The organism is Mucilaginibacter sp., from assembly GCF_025359345.1.
Lineage (GTDB): Bacteria > Bacteroidota > Bacteroidia > Sphingobacteriales > Sphingobacteriaceae > Mucilaginibacter.
In genome coordinates, this window is the sequence record NZ_JANYGQ010000033.1 from 279,625 (window position 1) to 303,909 (window position 24,285).

A 24,285-nucleotide genomic window follows, 5' to 3' on the forward strand; every position below is an offset into this window, starting at 1 on the left:
GGGAATTCCGAAATCCGAAATCAGTAAGTAGCAATAATGCCGCCTATCGTGTCAAATATTTCACTGACAGAACCGATGCCATTTATGCTTTTGTATTTATTTTGAGTTTTATAGAAACCCGCAACAGGTGCGGTTTTATCGTTATATTCTTTTATTCGCTTGCGGATAACTTCCGGGTTTGCATCGTCAGGGCGACCGGAATCTTTGCCGCGCAATAGTAAGCGGGATTCCAGTTCGTCATCATTAACCTCCAGTGCAACCATGCCCGATATCGGCGCGTTTTTGCTGGAAAGTAATTCGTCCAGAGCTTCTGCTTGCGCTACAGTACGCGGAAAGCCGTCAAAAATAAACCCTTTAGCATCCTTATTGGCATCCAGCTTATGGCTAATCATCCCGATAACTACAGCATCAGGAACTAATTTACCCTCGTCCATCAGCTTTTTAGCTTCTAAACCGAGTTCGGTTCCCTGCGCAATTTCACCGCGTAAAAGGTCGCCTGTTGAAAGGTGTATCAGGCCGTATTTTTCTATAAGCTTTTGTGATTGTGTCCCTTTCCCAGCTCCGGGAGGACCAAACAATACCAGGTTCAGCATGCTTCTATCAAATTAAAAGCCTTTCGGTACTATACAGAAAGGCTTAATTAGTCTTGAGTCGGCAGTCTTGAGTCTTAAGTCGGGAAAATGCAGAATTGCTTCTGACTCTGGACTTACGACTGAAGACTTATGACTTCTTCAATGTGCACTTGAAGGGAGTCGAACCCCTAACCTCCTGATCCGTAGTCAGGTGCTCTATCCAATTGAGCTACAAGTGCAATATTCTATCTAAAAATTCTCGTCCAACACCCGTTTTAAGGTATTTTTCGCGATTTACAGCTTCCAACAACGTATCGAAGCTCTCTGTATAAACAATCTTCCAAGGCCTATATGCTTTAGTCGATTTTGTGTATCCTGCATTGTGTTGAATAAGTCTTTTTTCAAAGTCGTTACTCATTCCAATATACCTGCGTCCATATTGTTCACTTAATAAAACATATACATAGAACATATATGGTAGTCAGGCGCTTTATCCAATTGAGCCCTGCCTGCAGGCAGGCAGGCAGGCAGGCAGGCAGGCAGGCAGGCAGGCAGGCAGGCAGGCAGGCAGGCAGGCAGGCAGGCAGGCAGGCAGGCAGGCAGGTACAAGTGCTTTTTCAAACGGACTGCAAAGATAGAATTTCTTTTCAAACAGCTGTAATTTTTTTTCAAATTACTTTACTGCAGCATCAATTGCTTCAAAATTTGGCAAGTCGCCGGCCGACTCCAATACCTCAGCGTAAATTATATTTTGCTCTTCATCTATAACAAAAGCAGCACGTTTTGATACGCCTTTCATACCAAAAGCAAATTCGTTATATAAGGCCCCGTAGGCAGCCGAAACTTCTTTGTTGAAGTCGGAAAGTAAATCGAACTGGTAGTTGTTTTCTTCTTTGAACTTGCCCAACGTAAAAAGCGAATCTACTGAAACACCTAAAACAATCGCGTTTAAGCCTTCATAGTAACCAAAGTTATCGCGCATGGTACATAATTGTTCGGTACAAACGCTGGTGAACGCTAAAGGGAAAAAGTGCAGTATTACCTTTTTACCTTTAAAATCAGATAGCGAAACTTCCTTCTTTTCGGTGTTGAACAAAGTGAACTGTGGTGCGGCAGAGCCTGTTTGTAATGACATAGGTTGATTTTTTTATGCAAAGGAATGATAAATATTTAAATGCGCCTTGGAGCGTATCCGAAATTACCCTTGATTGACAATTATTTGTTAAACTAATTATCTAGTTATAAATTTAGAAAAACAAATCATCCGTTATGTTTAAAAACCACTTAAAAACCGCATTCCGCAGCCTGCTTAAAAACAAAGGCTTTACCGCTATAAATATATTGGGTCTGGCTTTGGGCCTCACCACCTGCCTGTTTATTGTGTTTTATGTGTTTGATGAATTGAGTTATGACCGGTATAATATCAAATACGACAGGATATGCCGCGTAAATACAGATTTGAAATACGGCGGGGTTGTTACGTCATTTGCCATTGCTGCGCCACCGGTTGGCGACGCAATGGTGAGGGAGTTTCCGGAGGTTGAAAAATCAACACGCATAGCGCTGGCGATTAACCTGCGGTTTAAGAAAGGGAGCGAGGTTATCGAAGAGGATAGAGCAGTTTATTGCGACCCTGCCATCTTCAGCATTTTTACGCTGCCTATGCTTGCCGGCAATCCCACGACTGCTTTGCATGAACCCAATTCGATTGTTATTTCTGAATCGGCAGCTAAAAAATATTTTAATATAACAGACGGCAATTACCGCGATATTATCGGTAAAACACTGACGCTGGTAAGCAATGAAAGCTCGCTTCATGAAATATCAGGGGTTATTAAAGACATTCCGGCGCAATCACACTTTAAAGCCGATTTTTTGCTCGCGCTTGATGCCAACCAAGACCATAACTGGACCCATTTTAATTTCGGCACCTACATATTGTTAAAACCAGGCGCCGACCATAAGCGCCTCGAAGCAAAATTTGATGCCTTACTGCAAAAAAACATGAACACCGCCGCCTTTAGTTACTCTAAATTTGCTGCCAGTGGTAATTTTATCAAACTAAACTTAACGCAGCTAACAGACATTCACCTGCACTCAAACCGGCAGCGGGAACTTAGCGCAAATGGCAACGCGGATTATATTTATATTTTCTCGGCAATAGCTGCCTGTATTTTAATACTGGCCTGCATTAATTTCATGAACCTCTCAACCGCACGTTCAGCCAACCGTGCACGCGAGGTTGGGGTGCGCAAGGTGTTGGGATCGTCGCGCGGGCATCTTATTGCGCAGTTTTTGTCGGAGTCGGTAATGGTAACATTGGCTGCGGCAATAATAGCGCTAGCAGCGGCCTGGGTATTATTGCCGTTTTTTAACCAACTGGCCGGCAAGCAGCTAACGCTTAATCTGCAAACGTTTGGCTGGCTGGTGCCTGCATTGTTGGCTATTATTTTAACGGTGGGGTTGTTGGCTGGTGCGTACCCTGCGTTTTTCCTATCAGCGTTTCAACCCATTAATGTGTTAAAAGGAAGGCTGGCCACCGGGTTTAAAGGTGGCGTGCTTCGCAGTGTTTTGGTGGTCTTGCAATTCTCCATATCGATATTCCTTATTGTGGGCACATTGGTAGTTTATAACCAGCTTAATTTTATTAAAAATAAAGACCTTGGCTTTAACCGCAGCCATATGCTTGTCATTAAAAATGTAACCACTCTCCACAACCCGGGGGCATTTAAACAGGAAATAAAGCAAATCCCCGGCGTTATAAATGCTACGCTAAGCAGCTTTTTACCTACGGGCAGCCTCAGATTTCCCAATACATTTTCATCAGAAGGGGGCAGGTCGGCCCAGGCAGAATTCTGGACTGTGGATGAAGATTACTTAAACACCATGGGAATGCGCCTTGCACAAGGCCGGAACTTCAGCAACCAATTTGCTACCGATTCATCTGCCCTTATACTGAATGAAACGGCAGCAAAAATGCTGGGTTACACCGGCAATCCGCTACACAAAATCACCAACGTTAAAAAGGACTACCATGTTGTCGGCGTAGTGAAAGATTTTAATTTTTCATCCCTGCGCGATAATGTCACCCCGCTTGTAATGGTGATGGCGCCCGACTGGATGGCATCGTTAAGCGTTAAAGTAAACACCACCAACCTGCCCGCGCTTATGAACCGGATTGAAAGCCAATGGAAAGCATCGGCTCCAAACCAGCATTTTGAATATTCGTTTATGGACGAGGATTTTAATGCCCTGTACAGCAGCGAGCAGCGCATGGGAAAATTGTTTATCATATTTACCGTGCTGGCTATTATTGTCGCCTGCCTGGGTTTATTCGGCTTGGCGGCCTATGCAGCTGAGCAGCGCACCCGCGAGGTAAGCATCCGCAAAGTGTTGGGTGCAAGTGTATCCGCTATTACCACAATGCTTTCAAAGGATTTTATCCGATTGGTTATTATCTCCATAATTATTGCTACACCGCTGGCATGGCTGTTGATGCAAAAGTGGCTGCAGGGGTTTGCTTATCGCCAAAATATACAATGGTGGGTGTTTGTGGTTACAGCTATTGGGGCATTAGTTATTGCTGTTATTACGGTGAGTTACCAGGCTGTAAAGGCCGCATTGGTTAATCCGGCGGATAGTTTGAGGGGGGAGTAAATGGTGGCAACCCGAGACCTGAACGCTTAGTTACGCACCAACGGTGCGGATGTTTTGTTTAGCTGATTTCTACCAATATTTGGCCCAGATGGGGCCGGAAAAAACATTTGTGCCACATATTGGTAGAAAAAAATATAACATAAATACCTGCGTGCCGTAGGTACGCAACCTATTGAATATATTAATGCCAACCTCTCACTCTCCCAACAACGCCCTCAAACTCTCAATTGTGTCGGCTTCTTCTTTCGGCTTATCAAGCCGCCATCGTAAAATGCGCGGGAAACGCAGAGCAATCCCTGATTTGTGACGGGTGGATTTATTTATGCCCTCAAAACCAATTTCAAAAACCAGCTCGGGTTTTACGGTGCGTACGGGACCGAATTTTTCGAGGGTGTTGCGTTTGACGAAGTAGTCGACCTTGTTTATTTCGGCATCGGTGAGGCCGCTGTAGGCTTTGGCGAAGGGGACGAGCTTGTCGCCGTCCCATACGGCAAAGGTGTAGTCGGTGTAGAGATCGGCGCGGCGGCCGTGGCCTTTTTGAGCGTATATCATCACAGCATCGACGGATAGCGGATCGATCTTCCATTTCCACCAATCGCCGCGCTTGCGGCCAACCTGGTAGGCGGCGCTTTTTCGTTTCAGCATAATGCCTTCGGCAATCATTGCGCGCGATTGTTCACGGGTTTGTCCCAACTCCTCCCAGGTATTAAATGGTATCAATGCAGATAAACGGAACATTTCCGGGAAGGGCGTTGCCGCCTGTAATCCTTCGAGAATCACCCGTCGTTCGGCCTGAGTTTTATGGCGGATATCTTCGCCTTTATATTCCAGGCAATCGTAAGCAATAACTGCAACGGGGCTTTCTTCCAATATTTTTTTACTGAGGTTTTTACGGCCGATGCGTGTTTGCAAAACATTAAAAGGCATTGGCTGCCCGTTTTGAAAGCTTAGCAATTCGCCGTCTATTACTGTACCATCCGGCAGGGCTTGTAAAAACGGGTGCAGCTCGGGGAATTTATCGGTTGCCAAATCTTCGCCCCTGCTCCAGATAAAAATCTCGCCGCCGCGTTTAATCAATTGCGAGCGTATGCCATCCCATTTCCACTCGGCCTGCCATTGGTCTTCATCCCCTAAATCAATTTTCAGTTCATCTGTCGATTTTTGTTTTTCGGATGTTTCCTGTATGGGGTAAGCCAGGAAGAAAGGGTAGGGGCGCGAGATATCGTCGGATGCGCTTTGTTCCCGTACCAGTTGTTCGTAGGTATAAGTCTCCGGCATCCAGCTGCCCATTATGCGGTGGGTTAGGGCAGGGGCCTCAATACCGGTAATATCAGCCAGCGCCTTTATAACCAAACTTTGCGACACGCCAACCCGAAAACTACCCGTAAGCAATTTATTAAACACGAAGCGCTCGCTGCTATCCAGCATCGCCCACGAATCCATGAGCCAAAGCTTTTTCTCTTCTTCGGTTTTGGTACTAAGGGCATTTATCTCGGCAATCCATTCGGTAAGTGTTTTGTGGCTGCTGCCCCGGTTTTGCGCCAGCAACAAAGCCATGGTCTCGGCTAAGTCGCCTACCACGTGGTAACTTTCCTCGAACAGCCACGCAGGGATTTTTGACGCCTCGATAGCCCAATTGCGCACCAGGGTGGAATTGATCTGTCGTTTAGGCTTGCGCCCCGAAAACAAGGCCAGCATGTGCATTTTGTCCGTATCGGGCACAGTGTTAAAATAATCTTTCAGAATTTTAACCTTCTCGTTGGTTTTGTTGGTTTCATCGAGGGAAAGGAATAGTTGGGCAAAGGCTTTCATATTTTGACCTCCTTTTTAGCTTCACCTAAATCCTCCCCGAAGGAGAGAACTTGAGCTTCGCTCTTTTCAAAGCCATTTGCCTTCGAGGTGGTTGGATGAACCGTTGGTTCTTCTTCCGGCACACTGTTAATTCCTTCATCGTCGCCGTAAAGGGTGTGTACCTCATGTGCATCGAAGCCTATTTCGTTTAAATATCTCGTAAAAGTCGCAGTGTAGCCATGCGTCAGGTAAACACTTTCGCAGCCCGTGGCGTCAATGGCGCTTATGAGGCCGTCCCAGTCGGCATGGTCTGATAGTACAAAGCCCCTGTCGGCCGCCCGGCGGCGCTTGGCCCCGCGTATGGCCATCCAGCCCGAGCAATAGCCAAAGCTGTAAGGGTTAAACTTTCGCATCCATGGCGTGCCTACAGATGATGGCGGCGCAAGGATGATACCCTTCCGAACCTCTTCCTTCGGCGTATCCTGCGTTATCCGGATCGTTGGGTTAAGTTTTATGCCATTGCGGCGCAGTGCTTCGTTGGTATTTTCAATTACACCGTGGGTGTAAACGTTGCCGATGGATAAATCAAGGTTTTGCAAAATGCGCTGCGCTTTACCCAACGAATACCCCACAATCACCGTGGCCTGGTTGTGGTCTACATTGCTGCGCCACCAGCTGTTTACATCGTTAAAAATATCTGCTTGCGGCTTCCACTGGTATACGGGCATACCAAAGGTACATTCAGATATAAAGTGATGACAGCGCACCGGCTCAAAAGGCGTGGAAATGCCATCATTTTCCACTTTATAATCGCCGGATACCACCCAAACTTCCCCCTTATATTCCACCCTTACCTGTGCCGAGCCGATGACATGCCCGGCAGGGAACAGGCTAATCTCTACACCGTTCTTTATCACTTTTTCACCATACTCAACAGTTTGCAGGTTGATTTCGCCAAGGCGATACAAGAGTACTTCACGCGAGAAATGATGCGCCAGGTAACGTTTATGGCCCAAATAGGCATGGTCGGCGTGGGCGTGGGTTATCACTGCGTCGTCAACCGGTTTCCATGGGTCGATATAGAATTTACCGGTGGCACAGTAAATCCCTTTGTCGGTAAATTCGAGCAGTGGTTTTTTGGACATAGATTAATAACCTGAATTTAGGAAATTGGTTTTAAGCCGGGTGTTTTCAGGTTTAGTATCTGCGTGGCTATTTTACCATAGAGGCGCAGAGCAGGCACAGAGAACGCTGAGGCTTGTATTGTTGATTAGTTTCTAAACAACAAATCCCGGCCGGGGCCAGGATTTGCAATATTTCAGTCAGGATAATTTGTTAGTTACCAGCTGGTAATGTTGTGCTGCTAAATTTGTTATCCAGTGTAATGTAATCTGTCAATATCTGGCCAGCTTCGCGTTTCAGGAAGTCAAGGTCTTCGCCACGCTGACGGGTTTGGCCTTTTTTAAGCGGCTGCAGACCCATTGCCACACGGCGCTGGTTGTTTTCGTCAAATTGTTTCTTTTCGTCGCTATCGCGCTGGTCTTTAAGCTTTTGCTCGTTAAGGGTCACGCTTTTTTCAGCTTCGTGTTTTTTGCCTTCGGCAATGTCTTCCAGCATAAATTTGTAGTTAGGGCTGGTTGCCATGCGTGCATCGTGAAGTTTTGTAAGCTGCGGTAACACGGATGTAAAGTCGCCGACCTTGGTGTAATCGCTTTTGGCAATTATATCAAACGGCATTGCAGATGGCTCTGTGTCTTCACCATATTTCTCCATCGGGATAACAGAAGGGAAAGTAATATCAGGGGTTACACCTTTATGTTGCGTAGAGTTACCGGTGATGCGGTAAAACTTGGCGATAGTTAAGTTCAGCTGACCAAAAACACTCTGGCTGCCGGTACTTACTTTAACCGATTTTTTGTCTTTCCCTACAAGCGCAGCGGCGCGTTCCAGCATCGATGGCGGGATAACCCTGTCCAGATCAATAGCATTTTGAACCGAACCCTTGCCGTAGGTCTGAGTGCCTAAAATTATACCGCGGCCGTAATCCTGTATCGCGCCAGAGAATATCTCGGTTGCAGAAGCGCTAAAGCGGTCGACTAAAATAGCCAGCGGGCCCGAGTAGGCTACGCTTGGGTCCTCATCTTTATCAACTTCAATTTCGTTGTTTGGGTTGCGTACCTGTACTACCGGACCGGTTTTAATAAACAGGCCGGTAAGGTCAACAGCTTCAAGTAACGAGCCACCACCGTTTTGGCGCATGTCCATTACTATACCGTCAACTCCTTGTTGTTTTAACGAGTCAATCAATAACTTAACGTCGTGCGTGGTGCTCTTGTAATTAGGGTTGCCCGATTTGTAATCGTTAAAATCGATATAAAATGCAGGGACAGAGATAACACCTATCTTAACAATTTTACCGTTTTGATTGTATGTACGGATTTCCTTTTTCGCTGATTCGTCTTTCAGGATGATTTTTTCGCGGGTAAGCTCCACAATTTTAGGCTTGCTGCCCACACTCTGGCCTTTTGGTAAAAGCTCCAAACGTACAATTGTTCCTTTTTTACCACGGATAAGGGCAATGGCATTGTCAATGCGCCAGCCTACTACGTTCTGGAACTCGCCGCCTGGTCCTTGTGCAACGCCAACAATACGGTCGTCAACATTTACCTGCTTGCTTTTCTCGGCTGGGCCGCCAGCTGTTAGTGATTTAATGATCACAAACTCATTCTCGATATTCAAACCGGCACCGATGCCTTCCAACTGACGCGACATGTCGATATTAAAATTGGCTGCGTTTGCCGGGTTAAAATAGCTTGTGTGTGGGTCGATAGACTCGGTAAAGGCATCCATAAACACCTGGAACACATCCTGGTTGTTTAATTTATTAGCCTGCGATAACAAATTTTCGTAACGTTTTTTCAGTAAATCTTTGCTTTTTGCAACATCGTTACCTGCCAATTTTAAGTTGAGCATGTCGTATTTTACGCGCTCAGTCCACAATTTATTCATTTCGGCTACCGACGATACATACGGCAGGTTATCGCGGTCGTAAGTAAAGTTGTCGCTTTTCGAAAAATCAAAATTGTTATCTAATTGGCTTATCGAGTATGTCATACGCTCGATATATCTTTTTTGATAAACGTTGAAAATGTAGAAAGCATCGTTAAGGTTGCCGGTTTTGGCATCGTCATCCAAAACAGTTTTATACTTATCAAAGTCCAGTATGTCCGAAGCCATGAAATAGTTGTGGCTTTCGTCCATAGTTTTTAAATAGCGGTTGTATATAACTACCGAAATTGAATCGTTCAACTCAACTTTTTTGTAGTTGTATTTTGATATCAGCGTGGCAATAGTTTTGCAAACGATGCTTTGCTGCTCGTCGGGCTGTATGTTTTTTACGCCATCAACCTTTATAATTTTGGCTGGTTTAGCGCTGCAGGCCAGTGTGGCACCAAGCACCAGCACTAAATAAACTTTTTTGAACATATCTTTTACTTGCTTTAAGTCGGGGGTTTTATAAAACATCAATACTTGTGCCTAAAATTTCATTTACTAATCTAAATACAAAAAAAGACAGCTAATGTGCCGTCTTAATAATGAATAACAATATTACAATAATGTTTGTATTGTTTTTACAAAATACACATACATTTTACGGTAATGTTACAAATTTATTGTGTAGTTGCAAATTGAATAGCAGGCATTAACTAAGCGAGTATGATTTACCCGCATAAAAAGGTGAGATTCGCACACCTTTATTCTGCCTTGGCATTGAGCAACGCATTTTCGGCGTAACGAACATCAGTCTTAGGAGCGTTGTTTTTGTTGAGTTTAATGTAGGCCATCTTTTTTTCGATGGTGGCTACATCAGTTGAAAAGCCGTGTAAGGCAGCCATATCATGCGCCTCGGTAAGATCCTGCTTAGCCTGCTCAAAATCGCCAAGGTCTGATTTTATCATGGCCAGGTCGATCAAATTGGCAATGGTATGTTTATCATCATTTTGCTGGCGCGATATAATGTTGCTTTGCAGTAAATACCATTTTGCTTCCGAATAGCGGTTTTGCTGAATATAAAGTTTGGCAAGCTCGCTAAAGTTATAGCTGGCATCGGCGTACACCCTGAACCGCATATTGTGCTGGGCATCGCGCATTACCATGTTTTCGGCAGCCTCCAGGCTATACGCACTACGGCTAAGTGTAATTCTTTGAATTTTAACGGGTTTTAAAGCCGGCTTACTATTTATGCGCGAAACAAAATTGATGTTGGTGCGCTCAATTTCGGGGTATCGTATATGCTTTTTAAAATCCAGACGATACCATTGAGCGGATGCCGAAAAGCCATATAAGCAGCATATAATAAGAAGGGTTATCCTCATTTAATCTTTTGTCCCAAGTTTAAATTAATCAGGTAAAGGTAAATAATTTTCGATAAATGAAAGAATCGCTAAAAATCAACATGTTCACATTTCTGCCGTTTTAACACAGGCCTGCGACCTGTGCTGATGAATCGCGCCCCATTGGGGCTTTAAGGTTCTTCTTCAAATTTAAAATGTTGATTCTTTTAAAAAGCAAACAAAGCTATGACTTGTGACCAAGGCGAAGCACCCAGCCCCAACGGGGCGGCATCCGTCAGCGTAGGTCGTAGGCCTGTGCTAAGACATCGTTTCCCAAAACTTCGTAAATCCCAACTATATCAATATATTTAAAAATTACTTTACCCGCATTTAAACGTAAAAACCCAATATAGTATATGGCCGGCGCATCAAAAAAATTAGGTATATGGACAAGCACCTCGCTGGTAGTTGGCAGCATGATTGGGTCGGGAGTGTTCCTGGTGCCGGCGGCAATGGCCTCATTTGGCAGTATAAGTTTACTGGGGTGGCTATTCTCTGCTATCGGGGCATTTTTTGTTGCGCGTGTATTTAGCAGGCTGAGCGAGATGGTGCCCAAAAGCGTCGGTGGCCCATATGCTTATACCCATTATGGTTTCGGCGATTTTGCCGGCTTTATGATTGCCTGGGGATATTATATTTCAATAATTACTGCTAATGCGGCTATAACCATTTCGTTTGTTAGTGCCATGAGTACGTTTTTCCCGATCCTGACTAAAAGCCCGGTGCTGGCTGTTTCGACGGGGTTGGTGGCCATATGGTTTTTGGCGTGGGTAAATATGCGCGGGGTTACCGCATCGGGCAAAATGCAACTGGTTACAACTATCCTGAAGTTAACGCCATTGGTAGTTATCTCTGTCGGCGGGTTGTTTTTTATCAGGCTGGAGAATTTTCACCCGTTTAACAGCAGCGGCGATTCCATTTATAATGTTATCAATAAATCGGCTACTATTGCCCTGTTTTCGTTTGTGGGGATTGAATGTGCTACGATACCAGCTGATAGCGTGGAAAATCCCGGTAAAACCATCGGGCGTGCAACCATGCTCGGCTTGCTGATTTGCACCGTGGTGTATTTGCTGGGCAGTATAAGCATTATGGGCATTATCCCGGCGGCGACGCTGGCCAAATCTCCTACGCCGTATGCGGATGCTGCGGCTATCATGTTTGGTAACAACGCCCGCTATTGGGCTGCAGCAGGTATGGCCGTTGCCGCGTTCGGTGCACTAAACGGGTGGACGCTGATACAGGGCAAGCTACCTTATGCTATAGCAAAGGATAAACTCTTCCCGGCAATATTTGCACGACAAAACAAAAAAGGCGCCCCCTTTGTCGGGATAGCAGTTAGCAGCACGTTTGTGTCATTGTTTATGCTGATGAACTACACCAAGGGCCTGGTGGAGCAGTTTAAAATATTAATCCTGCTGTCGACCTTTACTACGCTGGTACCTTATCTTTTTTGTTCGGCCGCGTTTATGATTGTACGTTTGCAAACCAAACACCTTTACAAGGGTGGCCTGTTTGTTGGCTTGTTAGTAGGCGTTATGGCTTTTTGTTATTCCATCTGGGCCATAGCGGGCTCGGGCCCTGACACGGTTTATTACGGCTTTTTATGCCTGATGGCCGGTTTGCCGTTTTACGTGTGGATAGCCTATAAGAAGAAGGTGACCGTAGATAATAATTGAGTGGAGAAGTCAGAGTCAAGAAATCAAGAACCAAGAATTCAAGAATCAAGAGCCAAGAATTCAAGAGTCAAGAAACTAAGATGCGGGAATTAAGATAGACTTACGCGGTGTTGCGAAATGTCCTGTTTTTTCTTGCATCTTGATTCTTGAATTCTTGCTTCTCTTTAAGCCAAAGCTGCCGGCAAACTGAAGTAAAATGTGGTGCCTTTGCCAATTTCTGTTTCAAACCAAACTTTACCGCCGGCGTTTTCAATGGAGTTTTTAACAAAGGCGAGCCCTAAGCCTGTACCGGAACTTTTAGTGGTGAAGTTTGGTTCAAATATCTTTTCGCGCACGTTTTCGGGAATACCGTTGCCATTATCTTTTATTGTAAGCAAAATGTTTTTATTTGTTATCATCTGGCTTATTTCAATTATACCCATCCTGTCGGATGGGGAGGCCTCAATGGCGTTTTTTAACAGGTTGTTAAAGCAACGCAACAACTGGTCGCGGTCGGCGTTAATTATAAACGGAAGTTCAGGGGCCTGGTAAACAATTTTAATGTTATCCATCTGCTTAAAAATGGTAACAGCCTGTGTTAATATTTCAAAAATATTTATCCGCTCCAACCGGGTATCTGGCATTTTTGCAAATGCCGAAAACTCCGATGCAATGTTCGAAAGGCTTTCTATCTGTTCAACAAACGATTTGCTGAAACGCTCAAATTTCTGATCAAACTTAGGGTCCTTGTCTTTCCACGATTTATCGAGCAGTTGCAAGCCAAGTTTTAAAGGCGTTAGCGGATTTTTAATTTCATGAGCAACCTGTTTTGCCATTTCGCGCCAGGCGCTTTCCCTTTCGCTTTGCGCCAGCCTTTGCGCACTGTTTTCCAACGCAGCAATCATTTTGTTGTATTCTTTCACCAAAGCGCCTATCTCATCGTTACGGTCCCAGCGTATCGGTTCATTCTTTTTTCCGTATGATGTTTTACTTAAACTGAGTTGTATAAAGTTTAAAGGAGCGGTTATCTGGCGGGCAATAATTACAGCAAACAAGCCTATCGCAATAAAAATTAATGCGTAAACATTTATCATAATATTTAGCAGTGCACCTATCCGCTCATTATATTCGGCCTCGTTACCAAAATAGGGCAACTGCAAATAAGCCACAGTTTCGTTTGCGTTGCGTATGGGCACATAAGCGGCCTTATAGTTTAGTCGGCCAATAACCTCATCATTCAAAAATTCCGATTTTTGCAGTTTGCCCAGGTTTACAAACGCCTTTGCATTCATACGTCGGGCCTGCAAGCCAAACTCGTATATTTTAGGCTGGGTATTAATCAACTCAGCGCCATTGCGATCGAACAACGTAAGATCGGCGCCATAGGTATTGGCGAAGTCGTTAAAACTAACCTGCGTTTCTTCATTAACACCCGATAAATATTTGTTGAGGTTATTTTCGAACGCCGACGCTATCCGGGTTATTTTTTCGCGAATGGTTTTATCCTGCTGGGTTTGGTATTGGGTACTTATCGAAAAAAATGTAATAAAGCCCACCGCAATCAGCGTTGCCACTACCGCAAATATCATTGAAAACTGTATGCGGGTTTTATAAAGTACCAGGTCGAAATTTATTTTGAACGCCCACCCAATGCGGTTGTTCTTTACATTAAATATTTTTATCCTTATCCACAGCCAGCCAGTCAGTAATATTAAAACGCTGAATAACAGGAACACAACGAAGAAGAAGGTGACCGAGGTTATAGAAATGAATAGCAGGTTTTGTTCTTTACTCACCACTATTAAATAGCGCTCGCTTGGCTTATAAATGAGGTGGTTGTAGTTTGTAAAATACAGGTACCATTGCGGCTTGTTGCCACGGGTGGTTTTGGTTTCGTATTGTTTTAATAGGCCTTTAAATTGGGTGTTTTCTAGATCGTAAACATAAGTGCCGCTTTGGGTAACCAGTTTATTGTCGCTATAAAACGCATACGAGTAGTTCTTAAACTCGTCATCGCGGTTAATGCGCCCGTCGACGAGTAAATCGGGGAACGACATAGTTGTTTGCTGCGGTTTAGATTTTAGGTACACTACAATTGTCCCCAGCTTTTTATTGTCTTTTGCGATGGGTAATATCCCAAAGTAATTTTGAAATCCAAACGATTCGTTCTCTTTGTAAAAGTAATCCGACACTTTTAATGAGCTGTATTGCACCATGTCTTTAAACACATTTAACAGGTACGTCTTATCGGCAGAAAGCGGTTGATCCAGGTCGTCAAATTCATGAACGGTAAAGTCATAAACCGACATGGTTCCGTTAAAATATAGTTTTTGCAGCCGGGTTTTAATGTAGTTTGTGTTGTGGATGCTATCCGTAAAATAGGCAATTATCGAAGGGTCGGTGATGATCTGGTGTTCAACTTTTTTGAAGGTGAAGTCGGCATTTGCATCGGTAGGCGCCTCTAGTTTTTGAATAAAAGTTTTACGCGTGTCGTTTTCCTTTTTCGACTCAAAATAGTTGAGTTTTATGGCCGACACCAGCGAGCATATTAAAATTATAAACGACAGCGAGATAGCATTTAACCTGCCATTGTGATACCGGTGAGCGTACGCCCGCGCAAAAAGCAGTATTGCCCAAAAAATATAAAACAAACTAAAGTCGCGGTAATAAGTATCAATTGCTGTTGCCAAAATAACTCCCGAAAGCACCACCAGCACCTTGTTTAGATTAGAAATAGAAAGGCGGCTAATAACGGTTAAAAAAACTTCAATCAGCAGATAGAAAATCAGGAAGCTGAAGCAAAGCATAATTAAGCCCAATACGCTGAAAAACGACAGGTTAAGTACGTTACTAACGTCAAAGTTAATGCGCGAGTTTATTACCAGTCCGCTAAAGATATTTAGCAATAGCGTCGCTACTGCCAACAGTATCAATGTGCCGCCTATTAAAATAGAGTAGCTTGCGGCTTTGCTTGAAGTTGCTCTAAGCAAGGCACGCCGCCTGGTATACAAAAAGCTAACAAACCAGCAAATTAAGAGTATGTTGAGGCACAAATCGCCCAGCGAGGGGTACGCCATGCTCGATGCATATAGCGTGGGGCTAAAAATATCCGCTTTATAGCTTAGCTCGGGCAAGCCGAAGTAAAGGTTTACCCATCGCATCAGCACAATAAATGCGGCCAGTGTTATTAAACTGATGATAAGATAACCTTTAGCTGCTATGTAGTTGCATATGTTGTTCATTAATACGCAAAAGCATAACAGCGTTAACAGCCAGATAGTTATTTCGTAATAAAAAAATGAATGGCTTACCTCGCCTTGTTTTAGTTTTACTGAAAATAAATAGGTTCCGTTTGTACTGTGCAGTTCATAAACGCTTTTATCGGTAAAGTCGGCTATTTCAATATTGTTGTCTTTCAATAAATCAACAGCAAATGTGTTTTGAAGGTACTCGTTCTGGAAATTGTAATCTAATTTAACCGGGATAAAAAACAACACCGAAAAATCACCTTCGCTCTTTTTTATTACTTCATAATAGCCGTTGGCCTCATGGTGAAAGCTGTAACCTTCTTTAATAGCTTCCGGGCGGCTCGGGATCACTTTTATGCCGCTCCAAAAGCTAAGCCGATTATTAGTTAGGGTAATAAACCAAATGCTTTTATCGGTAGTAAATTGTTTTATAAGGTCCAGCGAAAGCTGTGGGGCCGTCAGCAGCGTTTTTAACCCGTCGAAATTGCTTTTGTTGTTTATAAAGGCGTTAACGTCATCCTCTTTCTGCCGCAGGTTATGCTCAAGCAGTTTGGCGGTTTGGTCGAGGTTGGTTACAGGGGTATACGTGCTACGGACAATTACTGCCGTTAAAAGCAAGCTGGCACATAGCAGCGCCAGCATTAAACGTATTTTCCCGGAGGTAGCCAAGTAATTTATCTGTAGTGACACCAAATGTAACCAAAAAAACAGTCCTAAGTTTGGTTTAAGTCTAAAGTCTTAAGTCGCTCTTTTTTTGACTTTAGACTACCGACTAAAGACTTACTGCACAACTGCACTCTCAGTAGGCATATGGCGGTCGACCTTTTTAACCAGGCCCTGTAAAACGCTGCCCGGTCCAACTTCTGTAAACGAGGTTGCGCCGTCTTCCATCATGTGTTTAACGGTCTGTGTCCAGCGCACGGGGCCCGTAAGTTGTGCTATAAGGTTATGTTTTATTTGTGCCGGGTCGGTATATGGTTTGGCGTCAATATTTTGGTAGATAGGGCAAACGGGTTCTTTAACCTCGGTGTGTACTATGGCATGCTCCAGCTCAACGCGAGCGGCTTCCATTAATGGTGAATGGAATGCACCACCAACATTAAGTTTTAGCGCACGTTTGGCGCCGGCTGCGGTAAGTTCTTCGCAAGCTTTATCAACACCGGCAATGGTGCCCGATATTACCAGCTGGCCCGGGCAGTTATAATTTGCCGGTACAACAACATCACTTATGCGGTGACAAATGTCCTCAACTGTAAAATCATCCAATCCAATAATTGCCGCCATGGTTGATGGCTGCAGTAAGCAGGCTTTTTGCATAGCGTTGGCACGTGCTGCCACCAGGCGCAAACCATCTTCGAACGAAAGTGAGCCGCATGCAACCAGTGCCGAAAACTCGCCTAAAGAATGACCGGCAGCCATTTCGGGCTTAAAGTCATCACCCAAAACACTGGCCAAAATTACCGAGTGTAAGAATATCGCGGGTTGGGTTACGTTGGTTTGCTTAAGATCCTCTTCGGTGCCTTCAAACATCAAATCGGTAATACGAAAACCAAGTATTTCATTGGCCTGTTCAAACATAGCTTTTGCCTTTTCCGACTTTTCGTATAAGTCTTTACCCATTCCTACAAACTGGGCGCCTTGTCCCGGGAAGATGTATGCTTTCATTGTGATTTTGTTAATTGGTTCATTTGTTCACTGGTTCATTGGTGCAGAGTCCAACAGCATGCAAGTTAAAAAACTTTATTTTACTAATGAACTAATGAACCAGTGAACAAATGAACCTTATCCCAGCTTCGCTGATATCAAATTTAAAAATTCTGTCCTCGTTTTTTCCTTTAAAAATTCGCCGGTAAATGCCGATGTGGTGGTTACTGAGTTTTGCTTTTGTACGCCGCGCATGCTCATGCAAAGGTGGCGGCATTCTATTACAATACCTACGCCCCAGGGGTTAAGTGTATCCTGAATGCAATCACGTATTTCGTTGGTTAACCTTTCCTGAACTTGCAGGCGCCTTGCAAAAACATCAACCACACGAGGTATTTTGCTTAAGCCAACAACGTGCCCGTTGGGGATATAAGCCACGTGGGCTTTGCCAAAAAAAGGCAGCATGTGGTGTTCGCACATCGAATATACCTCGATGTCTTTTACTATTACCATCTGGCTGTAATCTTCTTTAAACATGGCCGAGTTAAGTATCTCTTTGGCATCAAGGTCGTAGCCCTGGGTTAGATATAACAATGCCTTTGCCACACGCTCAGGGGTTTTTAACAGGCCTTCGCGCTCGGGTTTTTCGCCAATTTGTTTCAATACCTCGTGATAATGACCTGATAGGCTCTGTATTAAATCCGGGTTGTAACGGTCAATTTTTACGTAGCCGTCAATATCTTCGTCCCTGTCGGGGATATGGTTGTTGCTATTCATCTTAAGGGATTAGCCGCCAAAGTACTCGGCGCTGTTATTTTCAGTTTCGTATAATTTAACCGAATGTAAAAACACGCCAGGGTAGGCTTCAATCGGCGCTTTCAGCTGGTTGAAAATTTCGATGCAAAGCAATTCGGTCGATGCCATTTTGCCTGCCATAAAAGGGACATCTTTGTTGATGTTTTTATGATCGAGTTTTTCAATTACATAATCGTTTATTATTATTTTAAGCTCCTTAAGGTCGATAAGGTAACCAGTGGCGTGGGTAACCTCACCTTTTACGGTAACAAACAAATTGTAATTGTGGCCATGCCAGTTTGGGTTAGCACACTTTCCGAATACTTCTGCATTTTTCTCTTCGCTCCATTCCTCGCGGTACATCCGGTGTGCCGCGTTGAAATGTTCTTTGCGCGTAATATGTATCATCATAACAAATAATGGTGCAAATATACAAAACAAAATCAGGCGTTATGTTTTAACTTAGCCGTCAAAAAAATGCAATAATATGCGGATACTGGTTGTAGTTGCGACGGAGGAAGAAGTCGGAAGTCTGAAGTCCGAAGTCGGAAGTAAGAATCAAGAGTCAAGAATCAAGAGTCAGGAGTTTGAAAATGAGACTCAAGACTCAGGGCTTAAGACTTTTGACTATGAAGTATTAATAACTGGTGTAGGTATGGTAGCTACAGCTTTTGCATTGGGCAAGCATCTTTCGTCAAATACTTACGATTTGGTAGTTAACCTGGGTATTGCCGGTAGTTTTGACCGCAGCATTGCCTTGGGCGATGTAGTTGAAATAACTGAAGACACTTTTGCCGAACTCGGCGCCGAAGATGACCTTAGTTTTTTGCCGATAGCCGAAATGGGCTTTGGCGAAGCAATGTTTTATCCCTCAAAAAAACTCGCCGATTTGTACAACCTGTTCAATACTTTTAACCTTAAACAAGCAACTGCAATTACAGTAAATACGGTACACGGCAATGAGGCTTCAATAAAAAAAGTAGCAGAAAGATTGAAACCGCAAATTGAAAGTATGGAAGGCGCCGCGTTTTTTTATGCCTGCAAACAGTTTGATGTGCCGTGCCTCCAAATCAGGGCTGTGTCAAATTATGTTGAAAAGCGCAATCGCGATGCCTGGAACATAGGGCTCGCCATAAAAAATCTGAATACCTTTGCGGCTGAGTTTTTGAAGCTGTACGCTTAACACAATTTGTCATTGCGAGGAACGAAGCAATCGCGAACTTTGCACGTCCGCTCTGTATAGTATGCGATTGCTTCGTTCCTCGCAATGACATAGTTTACTTGTTTAAATTATGAAACTATCCCTCGGCTTTTCGCCCTGCCCAAACGATACCTTTATTTTTGATGCGATGATCCATCATAAAATTGACACTGAAGGACTTGAGTTCGACGTGTTTTATGATGATGTGGAGACCCTCAACCAAAAAGCCATGGTTGGCGAGCTGGATATTACCAAGCTGAGCTACCATGCTTTTGCGTATGTGACAGATAGATACGTTTTGCTGGATGCAGGAAGCGCGCTGGGTTTTGGGGTAGGACCGTTACTAATTTCGGATGTCGAAATTTCGATTTCGGATTTGGAAAAGGGAGAAATTCGAAATGGTAAATCCGAAATCCGAAATCCTTTAATCGGCATCCCCGGTAAATACACCACTGCCAATTTTTTATTGGGCACAGCCTTCCCAAACGCCACCAACAAAGTTGAATTGGTATTTTCAGATATCGAAGATGCTGTGCTGGAAGGCAGGGTTGATGTTGGCCTGATCATCCACGAAAACCGCTTTACTTACCAGGATAAGGGCCTCAAAAAAATTATCGATCTGGGGGATTACTGGGAAAAGCAGACCGGGTGCGCCATCCCGCTGGGTGGCATCGTTGCAAATCGCCGGCTACCGTTGGATGTTCAGCATAAAATAAATCGCGTTATACGCCGCTCGGTTGAGTTTGCTTTTGAAAACCCAAAATCGGGACTTGAGTTTATCCGCTCGCATGCCCAGGAAATGAGCGAAGAAGTGATGTACAAGCACATTGAGCTGTATGTAAATAAGTATTCCGTAGATTTGGGCGCCGAAGGAAAAAAGGCGGTACGGATACTGTTTGATAAAGCGCTGGAAAATAAGCTAATCCCGGAAGTGAAGGAAGGCATATTTTTGTCTGAACCATGATTCGCTTGATTCAAGGATTGTCTTGATGGAAGCAAATTAATAGGCACTGGCATCAAGAAATCCTCTAATCCTTTAATCATGGTCTGCAGCTAATCGGTGTAATCATAATAAATGAAATCAACTTACAAAAACATAGACGAATTTGCCGAAGGCGAGCTGTTATTGGTTAACAAGCCTTACAACTGGACCAGCTTTGATGTTGTCGGCAAAATCCGCAACTCATTTAAACCGTTAAAATTAAAGGTGGGCCATGCGGGCACGCTCGACCCATTGGCAACAGGCCTGCTTATTATCTGTACCGGAAAAATGACCAAGCAGATCGATACCTTCCAGGCTCAGGAAAAGGAATATACCGGCACTATGATTTTGGGCGAAACCACGCCGTCATACGATATGGAAACCGAAGCCGACCAGAAATTCGACATCAACAATATTACCGAAGAGCAAATAAAAGCAGCCTGTGCGCAGTTTATCGGCGAAATTGGCCAGTACCCACCGGCGCACTCTGCTATTAAGATTGATGGCGAACGGTTATATGAAAAAGCCCGCAGGGGTGAGGATGTTGAACTGCGCCTGCGTACAGTTACTATTACTGAATTTGAAATTACTAGTATTGCTTTGCCTGAAGTAAGCTTCAGGGTGGTGTGCAGCAAGGGTACTTATATCCGTTCGTTGGTAAACGATTTTGGGAAAGCGCTGAACAATGGAGCCTATCTTTCAAAATTAAGGCGCACACGTAGCGGGGACTATAATGTTGACGATGCCTGGGAAGTGATGGAATTAGTGAATACCATACGCGAACTAAAGGCGGCATCTGTTATACCTGAATAGGTTATTCGTAACAAATCTAAAACCGGGCAACTCAAACTGGAAATCAAAAGTATCTTTGTGAACTGACAACAATGAAGATCTATCATAATATTGACGAATTTACCCGCCTGAACAACGCCGTTGTCACTATCGGCACATTTGACGGCGTGCATACCGGTCACCGTAAAATTATTGCGGATTTAAAACAGCTTGCTGCCGAAACCGGCGGCGAAACGGTGCTACTTACCTTTTTTCCGCATCCGCGGATGATTTTGCACCCGGAAGACGAAAGCATCAAAATGATTAATACCATCGACGAAAAAGCAGAAATGCTGGAAGAATTGGGTATCGACCATTTGATTATTACGCCGTTTTCGCGCGATTTCTCCAACCAGTCTCCCGAGGAATATATACGTGAGGTGCTGGTGAACAAAATCGGCACAAAAAAAATTGTGATTGGTTATGACCACCGCTTTGGTAAAGACAGGCAGGGTGGTCTTGCAGATTTGCAGCGGCTCGGTCCAGTTTATGGTTTCGACGTGGTTGAAATACCCGAGCAGGATATTTACGAGGTTGCCATCAGCTCCACCCGCGTTCGTGAGGCGCTGCTGAATGGCGCCATTGAGCTTGCCCATACTTTTTTGAGCTACCCGTTTTTTATAACCGGCAGGGTGGTGCGCGGCGACCAGTTGGGCCGTACCATTGGCTATCCAACAGCCAATATTGTCATCGGCGAAAAATACAAGCTGGTGCCGCTGGATGGGATTTTTGCCGTAAGGGTGAAAATTGATGGTGAAGTTTACGACGGCATGGCCTACATAGGCACCCGGCCAACCATTAACGGTACCCGCCGTAACATCGAGGTTAATATTTTTGATTTCGACAGGGAGATATATAACCAGCAGATCCGCATGGAGTTTTACAACTTTGTGCGCGACGATATGAAGTTTGATTCGCTGGAAGCGCTTAAGGAGCAGATAAGGAAAGATAAATTGGATGTGGAAGCGCTTTTAGGAAGTGAGTAGTAAAAAAACTTGTCATTGCGAGCGCAGCGCGGCAACCGCACGCCGTGCACAACCGCCAATGCAAGTTACCCACCTTTCTGTCCGCTCTGTATTGTTCGCGGTTGCCGCGCTCGTTCCTCGCTCGCAATGACAAAACGGGAGACGCTTTATAAAACAACTTCATTATCATACTTGTATTAAAATAACTACCTTACATTTACCGTTTTAGTTCTACTAACCATGAACCACGGACTCCGCCTATGGCCAAACTTAACCTGGATAAACAAGAAAGCGAATTTTTGAACCGTGCCATACAGCACTGGGAAGATGAGCATTTGATTGATGCCGGCGCTGCCGGTAAGCTCCGCGATTCGTATGATGTGAAAGGCTTCGACTGGATGCGGCTGGCGAAATATTCATTTTGGATAGCGCTGGCCTGCGGGTTTATAGCCGTAGGCTCGCTGATTATTGATGATAAAGTTATTGCGTGGCTAAAAAGCCTTTATTATACCCCTGATATTGTTATAAGCATAGCAACCGGTGTTTTGGCTGCGGTGTTGTTTTATTTCGGCAGGCGCTGGGAGAAGAAATATCCTGAAAAAGTATTCAGCAATGAAGCGATAGTTTTTAGTGGGGTGCTGTCGACCGCCTGTTGTATAGCCTACCTGGGTAAAACATTTGATAACGGCTCTGGGCACTATTCACTCTTATTTTTGCTATCCATATTTGTTTACGGGGTTCTGGCGTACCGTTTGGAGTCGCGGTTGATATGGTTGTTCGCACTGGTATCGCTGGGCAGTTGGTTCGGCACCGAGACTGGCTATCAAACCCACTGGGCCGATTACTTTTTGGGGATGAATTACCCGCTGCGCTTTGTGCTGTTCGGCCTGGTTTGTTTAACCGCTATTTACCTGCTTAAGAACCGCAAATGGTTTGCGCTGTTTTGGGAGCTTACCTATGTTGTTGGCATGCTGTATATGTTTTTATCGCTTTGGATGCTGAGCGTTTTTGGCAACCTGGGCAATTTGGATACCTGGTGGCATATTAAACAAATCAGCTTATTTTATTGGGGCATTATTTCGGCGGTGGTAGCAGCTGGATTTTTACTGCTGGGCTTAAAAACCAAAGATGTCATTGCCCGCGAGTTTGGAATTACGTTCCTGCTTATTTTCATCTACACCAAATACTTCGAGTATTTTTGGGAACACACCAATAAGGCCTTGTTCTTCGCTATTTTGGGTGCTTCCTTTTGGCTGATTGGGAGAAAAGCGGAGAAGATTTGGAATTTTAGGAGCAGGGTGGTGGTTGATTGAAATGGATTAGGTTGATTGAGTTGAATAAGTTGTTTGCCGCGCTAAACTAAACCTTACTCAATCCGTCAGATAGTTATGATTAAAACCACGACTTTATTAACAATTTTGGCATTCGCATTAGTGCCAATTTATCAATCTAAACCCATTTATAAGCCAATCGAAAAGGACAGCATACTTATCGGTGAATGGATGATTACAGGATTTGGCAATGTCGATGATAAAGGCCGTGTATTGTGGGGGCAATGTAATGCATGTTCCCTGATAAGATTTTATAAAAATGGTCAAGGCGTAATTATAGGCGCCGAAGGTAATGGGCCAACTACATACCTTGCATGGTCATTAAAAAGCAGCCGGCTATCGTTTAAATTCAGCGGAAAAAAACAACGCAGTGGTTTTATAAAGGGGAACCTGAAATATATTTCAAGTTATTGTATAAAGGGGAATAAGAAAGACATTATTTTGTTAGACACCAGGCAAAATTTCGAATTGATGTTGACCAGGACGGTCGATTAACAATTAATAAGCGAGATTATTAGTGCTTAAAAAACACCAAATAAACCTGCTTCACCACCTGGTACCCTGCGAATGCAAAAAACAAAATCGCGATACTGGTATTAATCAGTTTGGTGCTTAAGGCAAATTTGCTTTGAATATATTGTGCAAACTTGGCGTACATAAACAGCGCCAAAAACGCCCCGGCGGCGGCGCCAACACTGAAAATTATTAATGCTATTTGCCCGGCTACAATCCATTCATGGGTGATCAGATAGGTGCCTGTTATCATCCAGAAGGGTATTTGCACCGGGTTTACAATACCCAGTATGATGCCGTACCGTATACTTGCGCGCTCGGAGTAATTTGCTTTGGGTGGTTTGTTGCGGTTTATCCACGTTATAGTCCCCAGCAAGGTAAACAATACCAGCATAATCCAATCAATTACCATATCCAGTTTAACCTGCGTGGCGAGCCATTTGGCGGCGTGCATAATAAACAAGGTGAAAAAGAATTCGACAGCGGAGAAGGATATGATAAACATCATGGCCTGTTTAAAGCCACGGTTGATGGTTATTTTAACGAGGGCAAGGTTAATGTTGCCAGGCGGCACATAACCGATAAAGTTTGCTATTACACCGATGAAGAATGTTAGAAATATCATTTGAAAAATAGTCTTAAGTCAGGAGTCTTGAGTCGTAAGTCAAAAAGAACCAAATTTGACTCTGGACTTACGACTCAA

At 44.1% G+C, this 24,285-nt stretch carries 21 protein-coding genes and 1 tRNA gene; 8 read left to right on the top strand and 14 right to left on the bottom strand.

Going from position 1 to position 24,285, the window contains the following annotated elements; all coding sequences use genetic code 11:
• Window positions 1-20 precede the first annotated feature (20 nt).
• The 5 genes from Q0R52_RS23705 to Q0R52_RS23725 form a co-directional block, all read right to left on the bottom strand.
• Entirely contained in the window at window positions 21-593 is a 573-nt protein-coding gene (locus Q0R52_RS23705) for an adenylate kinase (RefSeq protein ID WP_295799502.1), read from the bottom strand.
• A 144-nt stretch (window positions 594-737) separates the two neighbouring features.
• Window positions 738-811 (bottom strand) — tRNA-Arg (locus tag Q0R52_RS23710).
• Window positions 802-1,044 carry a GIY-YIG nuclease family protein gene (locus tag Q0R52_RS23715; protein ID WP_366520939.1) on the bottom strand — a complete coding sequence of 81 codons (243 nt, stop codon included), beginning with the start codon at window positions 1,042-1,044 and terminating at the stop codon, window positions 802-804. The genes Q0R52_RS23710 and Q0R52_RS23715 overlap by 10 nt, the downstream gene beginning before the upstream one ends.
• Window positions 1,020-1,193, bottom strand: coding sequence for a hypothetical protein (locus Q0R52_RS23720; protein WP_295799508.1), 174 nt, complete (start codon window positions 1,191-1,193; stop codon window positions 1,020-1,022). The genes Q0R52_RS23715 and Q0R52_RS23720 overlap by 25 nt, the downstream gene beginning before the upstream one ends.
• A 52-nt stretch (window positions 1,194-1,245) precedes the next feature.
• Window positions 1,246-1,707 carry a redoxin domain-containing protein gene (locus tag Q0R52_RS23725; protein ID WP_295799511.1) on the bottom strand — a complete coding sequence of 154 codons (462 nt, stop codon included), beginning with the start codon at window positions 1,705-1,707 and terminating at the stop codon, window positions 1,246-1,248.
• 134 nt (window positions 1,708-1,841) lie between these two features.
• Between Q0R52_RS23725 and Q0R52_RS23730 the strand changes: the two genes are divergently transcribed.
• On the top strand, window positions 1,842-4,229 hold the full coding sequence (locus Q0R52_RS23730; RefSeq protein WP_295799513.1) for an ABC transporter permease: 2,388 nt from the start codon (window positions 1,842-1,844) through the stop codon (window positions 4,227-4,229).
• A gap of 195 nt (window positions 4,230-4,424) precedes the next feature.
• On the opposite strand, the gene Q0R52_RS23735 is transcribed toward Q0R52_RS23730, so the two are convergent.
• From Q0R52_RS23735 to Q0R52_RS23750, 4 genes are all read right to left on the bottom strand, one after another.
• Window positions 4,425-6,041: an ATP-dependent DNA ligase gene (locus tag Q0R52_RS23735; protein WP_295799517.1), complete on the bottom strand. Its 1,617-nt coding sequence runs from the start codon at window positions 6,039-6,041 to the stop codon at window positions 4,425-4,427.
• Entirely contained in the window at window positions 6,038-7,165 is a 1,128-nt protein-coding gene (locus tag Q0R52_RS23740) for a ligase-associated DNA damage response exonuclease (protein ID WP_295799520.1), read from the bottom strand. Before Q0R52_RS23740 ends, Q0R52_RS23735 begins: the two co-directional genes overlap by 4 nt.
• 190 nt (window positions 7,166-7,355) lie before the next feature.
• Window positions 7,356-9,506 (bottom strand): carboxy terminal-processing peptidase, encoded by a 2,151-nt coding sequence (locus tag Q0R52_RS23745; protein ID WP_295799523.1) that lies wholly within the window; start codon window positions 9,504-9,506, stop codon window positions 7,356-7,358.
• A 269-nt stretch (window positions 9,507-9,775) separates the two neighbouring features.
• Window positions 9,776-10,396 carry a hypothetical protein gene (locus Q0R52_RS23750; protein WP_295799525.1) on the bottom strand — a complete coding sequence of 207 codons (621 nt, stop codon included), beginning with the start codon at window positions 10,394-10,396 and terminating at the stop codon, window positions 9,776-9,778.
• 374 nt (window positions 10,397-10,770) lie between these two features.
• Here Q0R52_RS23750 and Q0R52_RS23755 point away from each other — a divergent pair, with 374 nt between their 5' ends.
• Complete coding sequence (locus Q0R52_RS23755; protein ID WP_252791132.1) at window positions 10,771-12,093, top strand: amino acid permease; 1,323 nt, start codon at window positions 10,771-10,773, stop codon at window positions 12,091-12,093.
• A gap of 164 nt (window positions 12,094-12,257) precedes the next feature.
• Here the strand turns inward: Q0R52_RS23755 and Q0R52_RS23760 are convergent, their stop codons facing one another.
• The 4 genes from Q0R52_RS23760 to Q0R52_RS23775 all read right to left on the bottom strand — a co-directional run bounded on the left by Q0R52_RS23760 (window position 12,258) and on the right by Q0R52_RS23775 (window position 18,167).
• Window positions 12,258-15,989 (bottom strand): ATP-binding protein, encoded by a 3,732-nt coding sequence (locus Q0R52_RS23760; protein WP_295799528.1) that lies wholly within the window; start codon window positions 15,987-15,989, stop codon window positions 12,258-12,260.
• Window positions 15,990-16,100: 111 nt separating this feature from the next.
• Entirely contained in the window at window positions 16,101-16,985 is an 885-nt protein-coding gene (fabD, locus tag Q0R52_RS23765) for an ACP S-malonyltransferase (protein ID WP_295799531.1), read from the bottom strand.
• 117 nt (window positions 16,986-17,102) lie between these two features.
• Window positions 17,103-17,741 carry a GTP cyclohydrolase I FolE gene (gene folE, locus Q0R52_RS23770; protein ID WP_295799535.1) on the bottom strand — a complete coding sequence of 213 codons (639 nt, stop codon included), beginning with the start codon at window positions 17,739-17,741 and terminating at the stop codon, window positions 17,103-17,105.
• 9 nt (window positions 17,742-17,750) lie between these two features.
• On the bottom strand, window positions 17,751-18,167 hold the full coding sequence (locus Q0R52_RS23775) for a 6-carboxytetrahydropterin synthase (protein WP_295799612.1): 417 nt from the start codon (window positions 18,165-18,167) through the stop codon (window positions 17,751-17,753).
• Between the two features lie 79 nt (window positions 18,168-18,246).
• On the opposite strand from Q0R52_RS23775, the gene mqnB reads away from it, so the two are divergent.
• From mqnB to Q0R52_RS23805, 6 genes are all read left to right on the top strand, one after another.
• A complete protein-coding gene (gene mqnB, locus Q0R52_RS23780; protein ID WP_295799540.1) occupies window positions 18,247-18,942 on the top strand; it encodes a futalosine hydrolase in 696 nt (231 codons plus the stop codon).
• A 109-nt stretch (window positions 18,943-19,051) separates the two neighbouring features.
• Entirely contained in the window at window positions 19,052-19,924 is an 873-nt protein-coding gene (locus tag Q0R52_RS23785) for a 1,4-dihydroxy-6-naphthoate synthase (RefSeq protein ID WP_295799543.1), read from the top strand.
• 111 nt (window positions 19,925-20,035) lie between these two features.
• The gene (gene truB, locus Q0R52_RS23790) at window positions 20,036-20,755 is read left to right on the top strand and encodes a tRNA pseudouridine(55) synthase TruB (RefSeq protein ID WP_295799546.1); all 720 of its coding nucleotides are present in this window, start codon (window positions 20,036-20,038) and stop codon (window positions 20,753-20,755) included.
• 71 nt (window positions 20,756-20,826) lie between these two features.
• A complete protein-coding gene (locus Q0R52_RS23795) occupies window positions 20,827-21,759 on the top strand; it encodes a bifunctional riboflavin kinase/FAD synthetase (RefSeq protein ID WP_295799549.1) in 933 nt (310 codons plus the stop codon).
• A 239-nt stretch (window positions 21,760-21,998) separates the two neighbouring features.
• Window positions 21,999-23,051: a DUF2157 domain-containing protein gene (locus Q0R52_RS23800; RefSeq protein ID WP_295799551.1), complete on the top strand. Its 1,053-nt coding sequence runs from the start codon at window positions 21,999-22,001 to the stop codon at window positions 23,049-23,051.
• 105 nt (window positions 23,052-23,156) lie between these two features.
• Complete coding sequence (locus Q0R52_RS23805; protein WP_295799555.1) at window positions 23,157-23,564, top strand: hypothetical protein; 408 nt, start codon at window positions 23,157-23,159, stop codon at window positions 23,562-23,564.
• Window positions 23,565-23,583: 19 nt separating this feature from the next.
• Here the strand turns inward: Q0R52_RS23805 and Q0R52_RS23810 are convergent, their stop codons facing one another.
• On the bottom strand, window positions 23,584-24,207 hold the full coding sequence (locus Q0R52_RS23810) for a LysE family transporter (protein ID WP_295799557.1): 624 nt from the start codon (window positions 24,205-24,207) through the stop codon (window positions 23,584-23,586).
• Window positions 24,208-24,285: the final 78 nt, after the last annotated feature.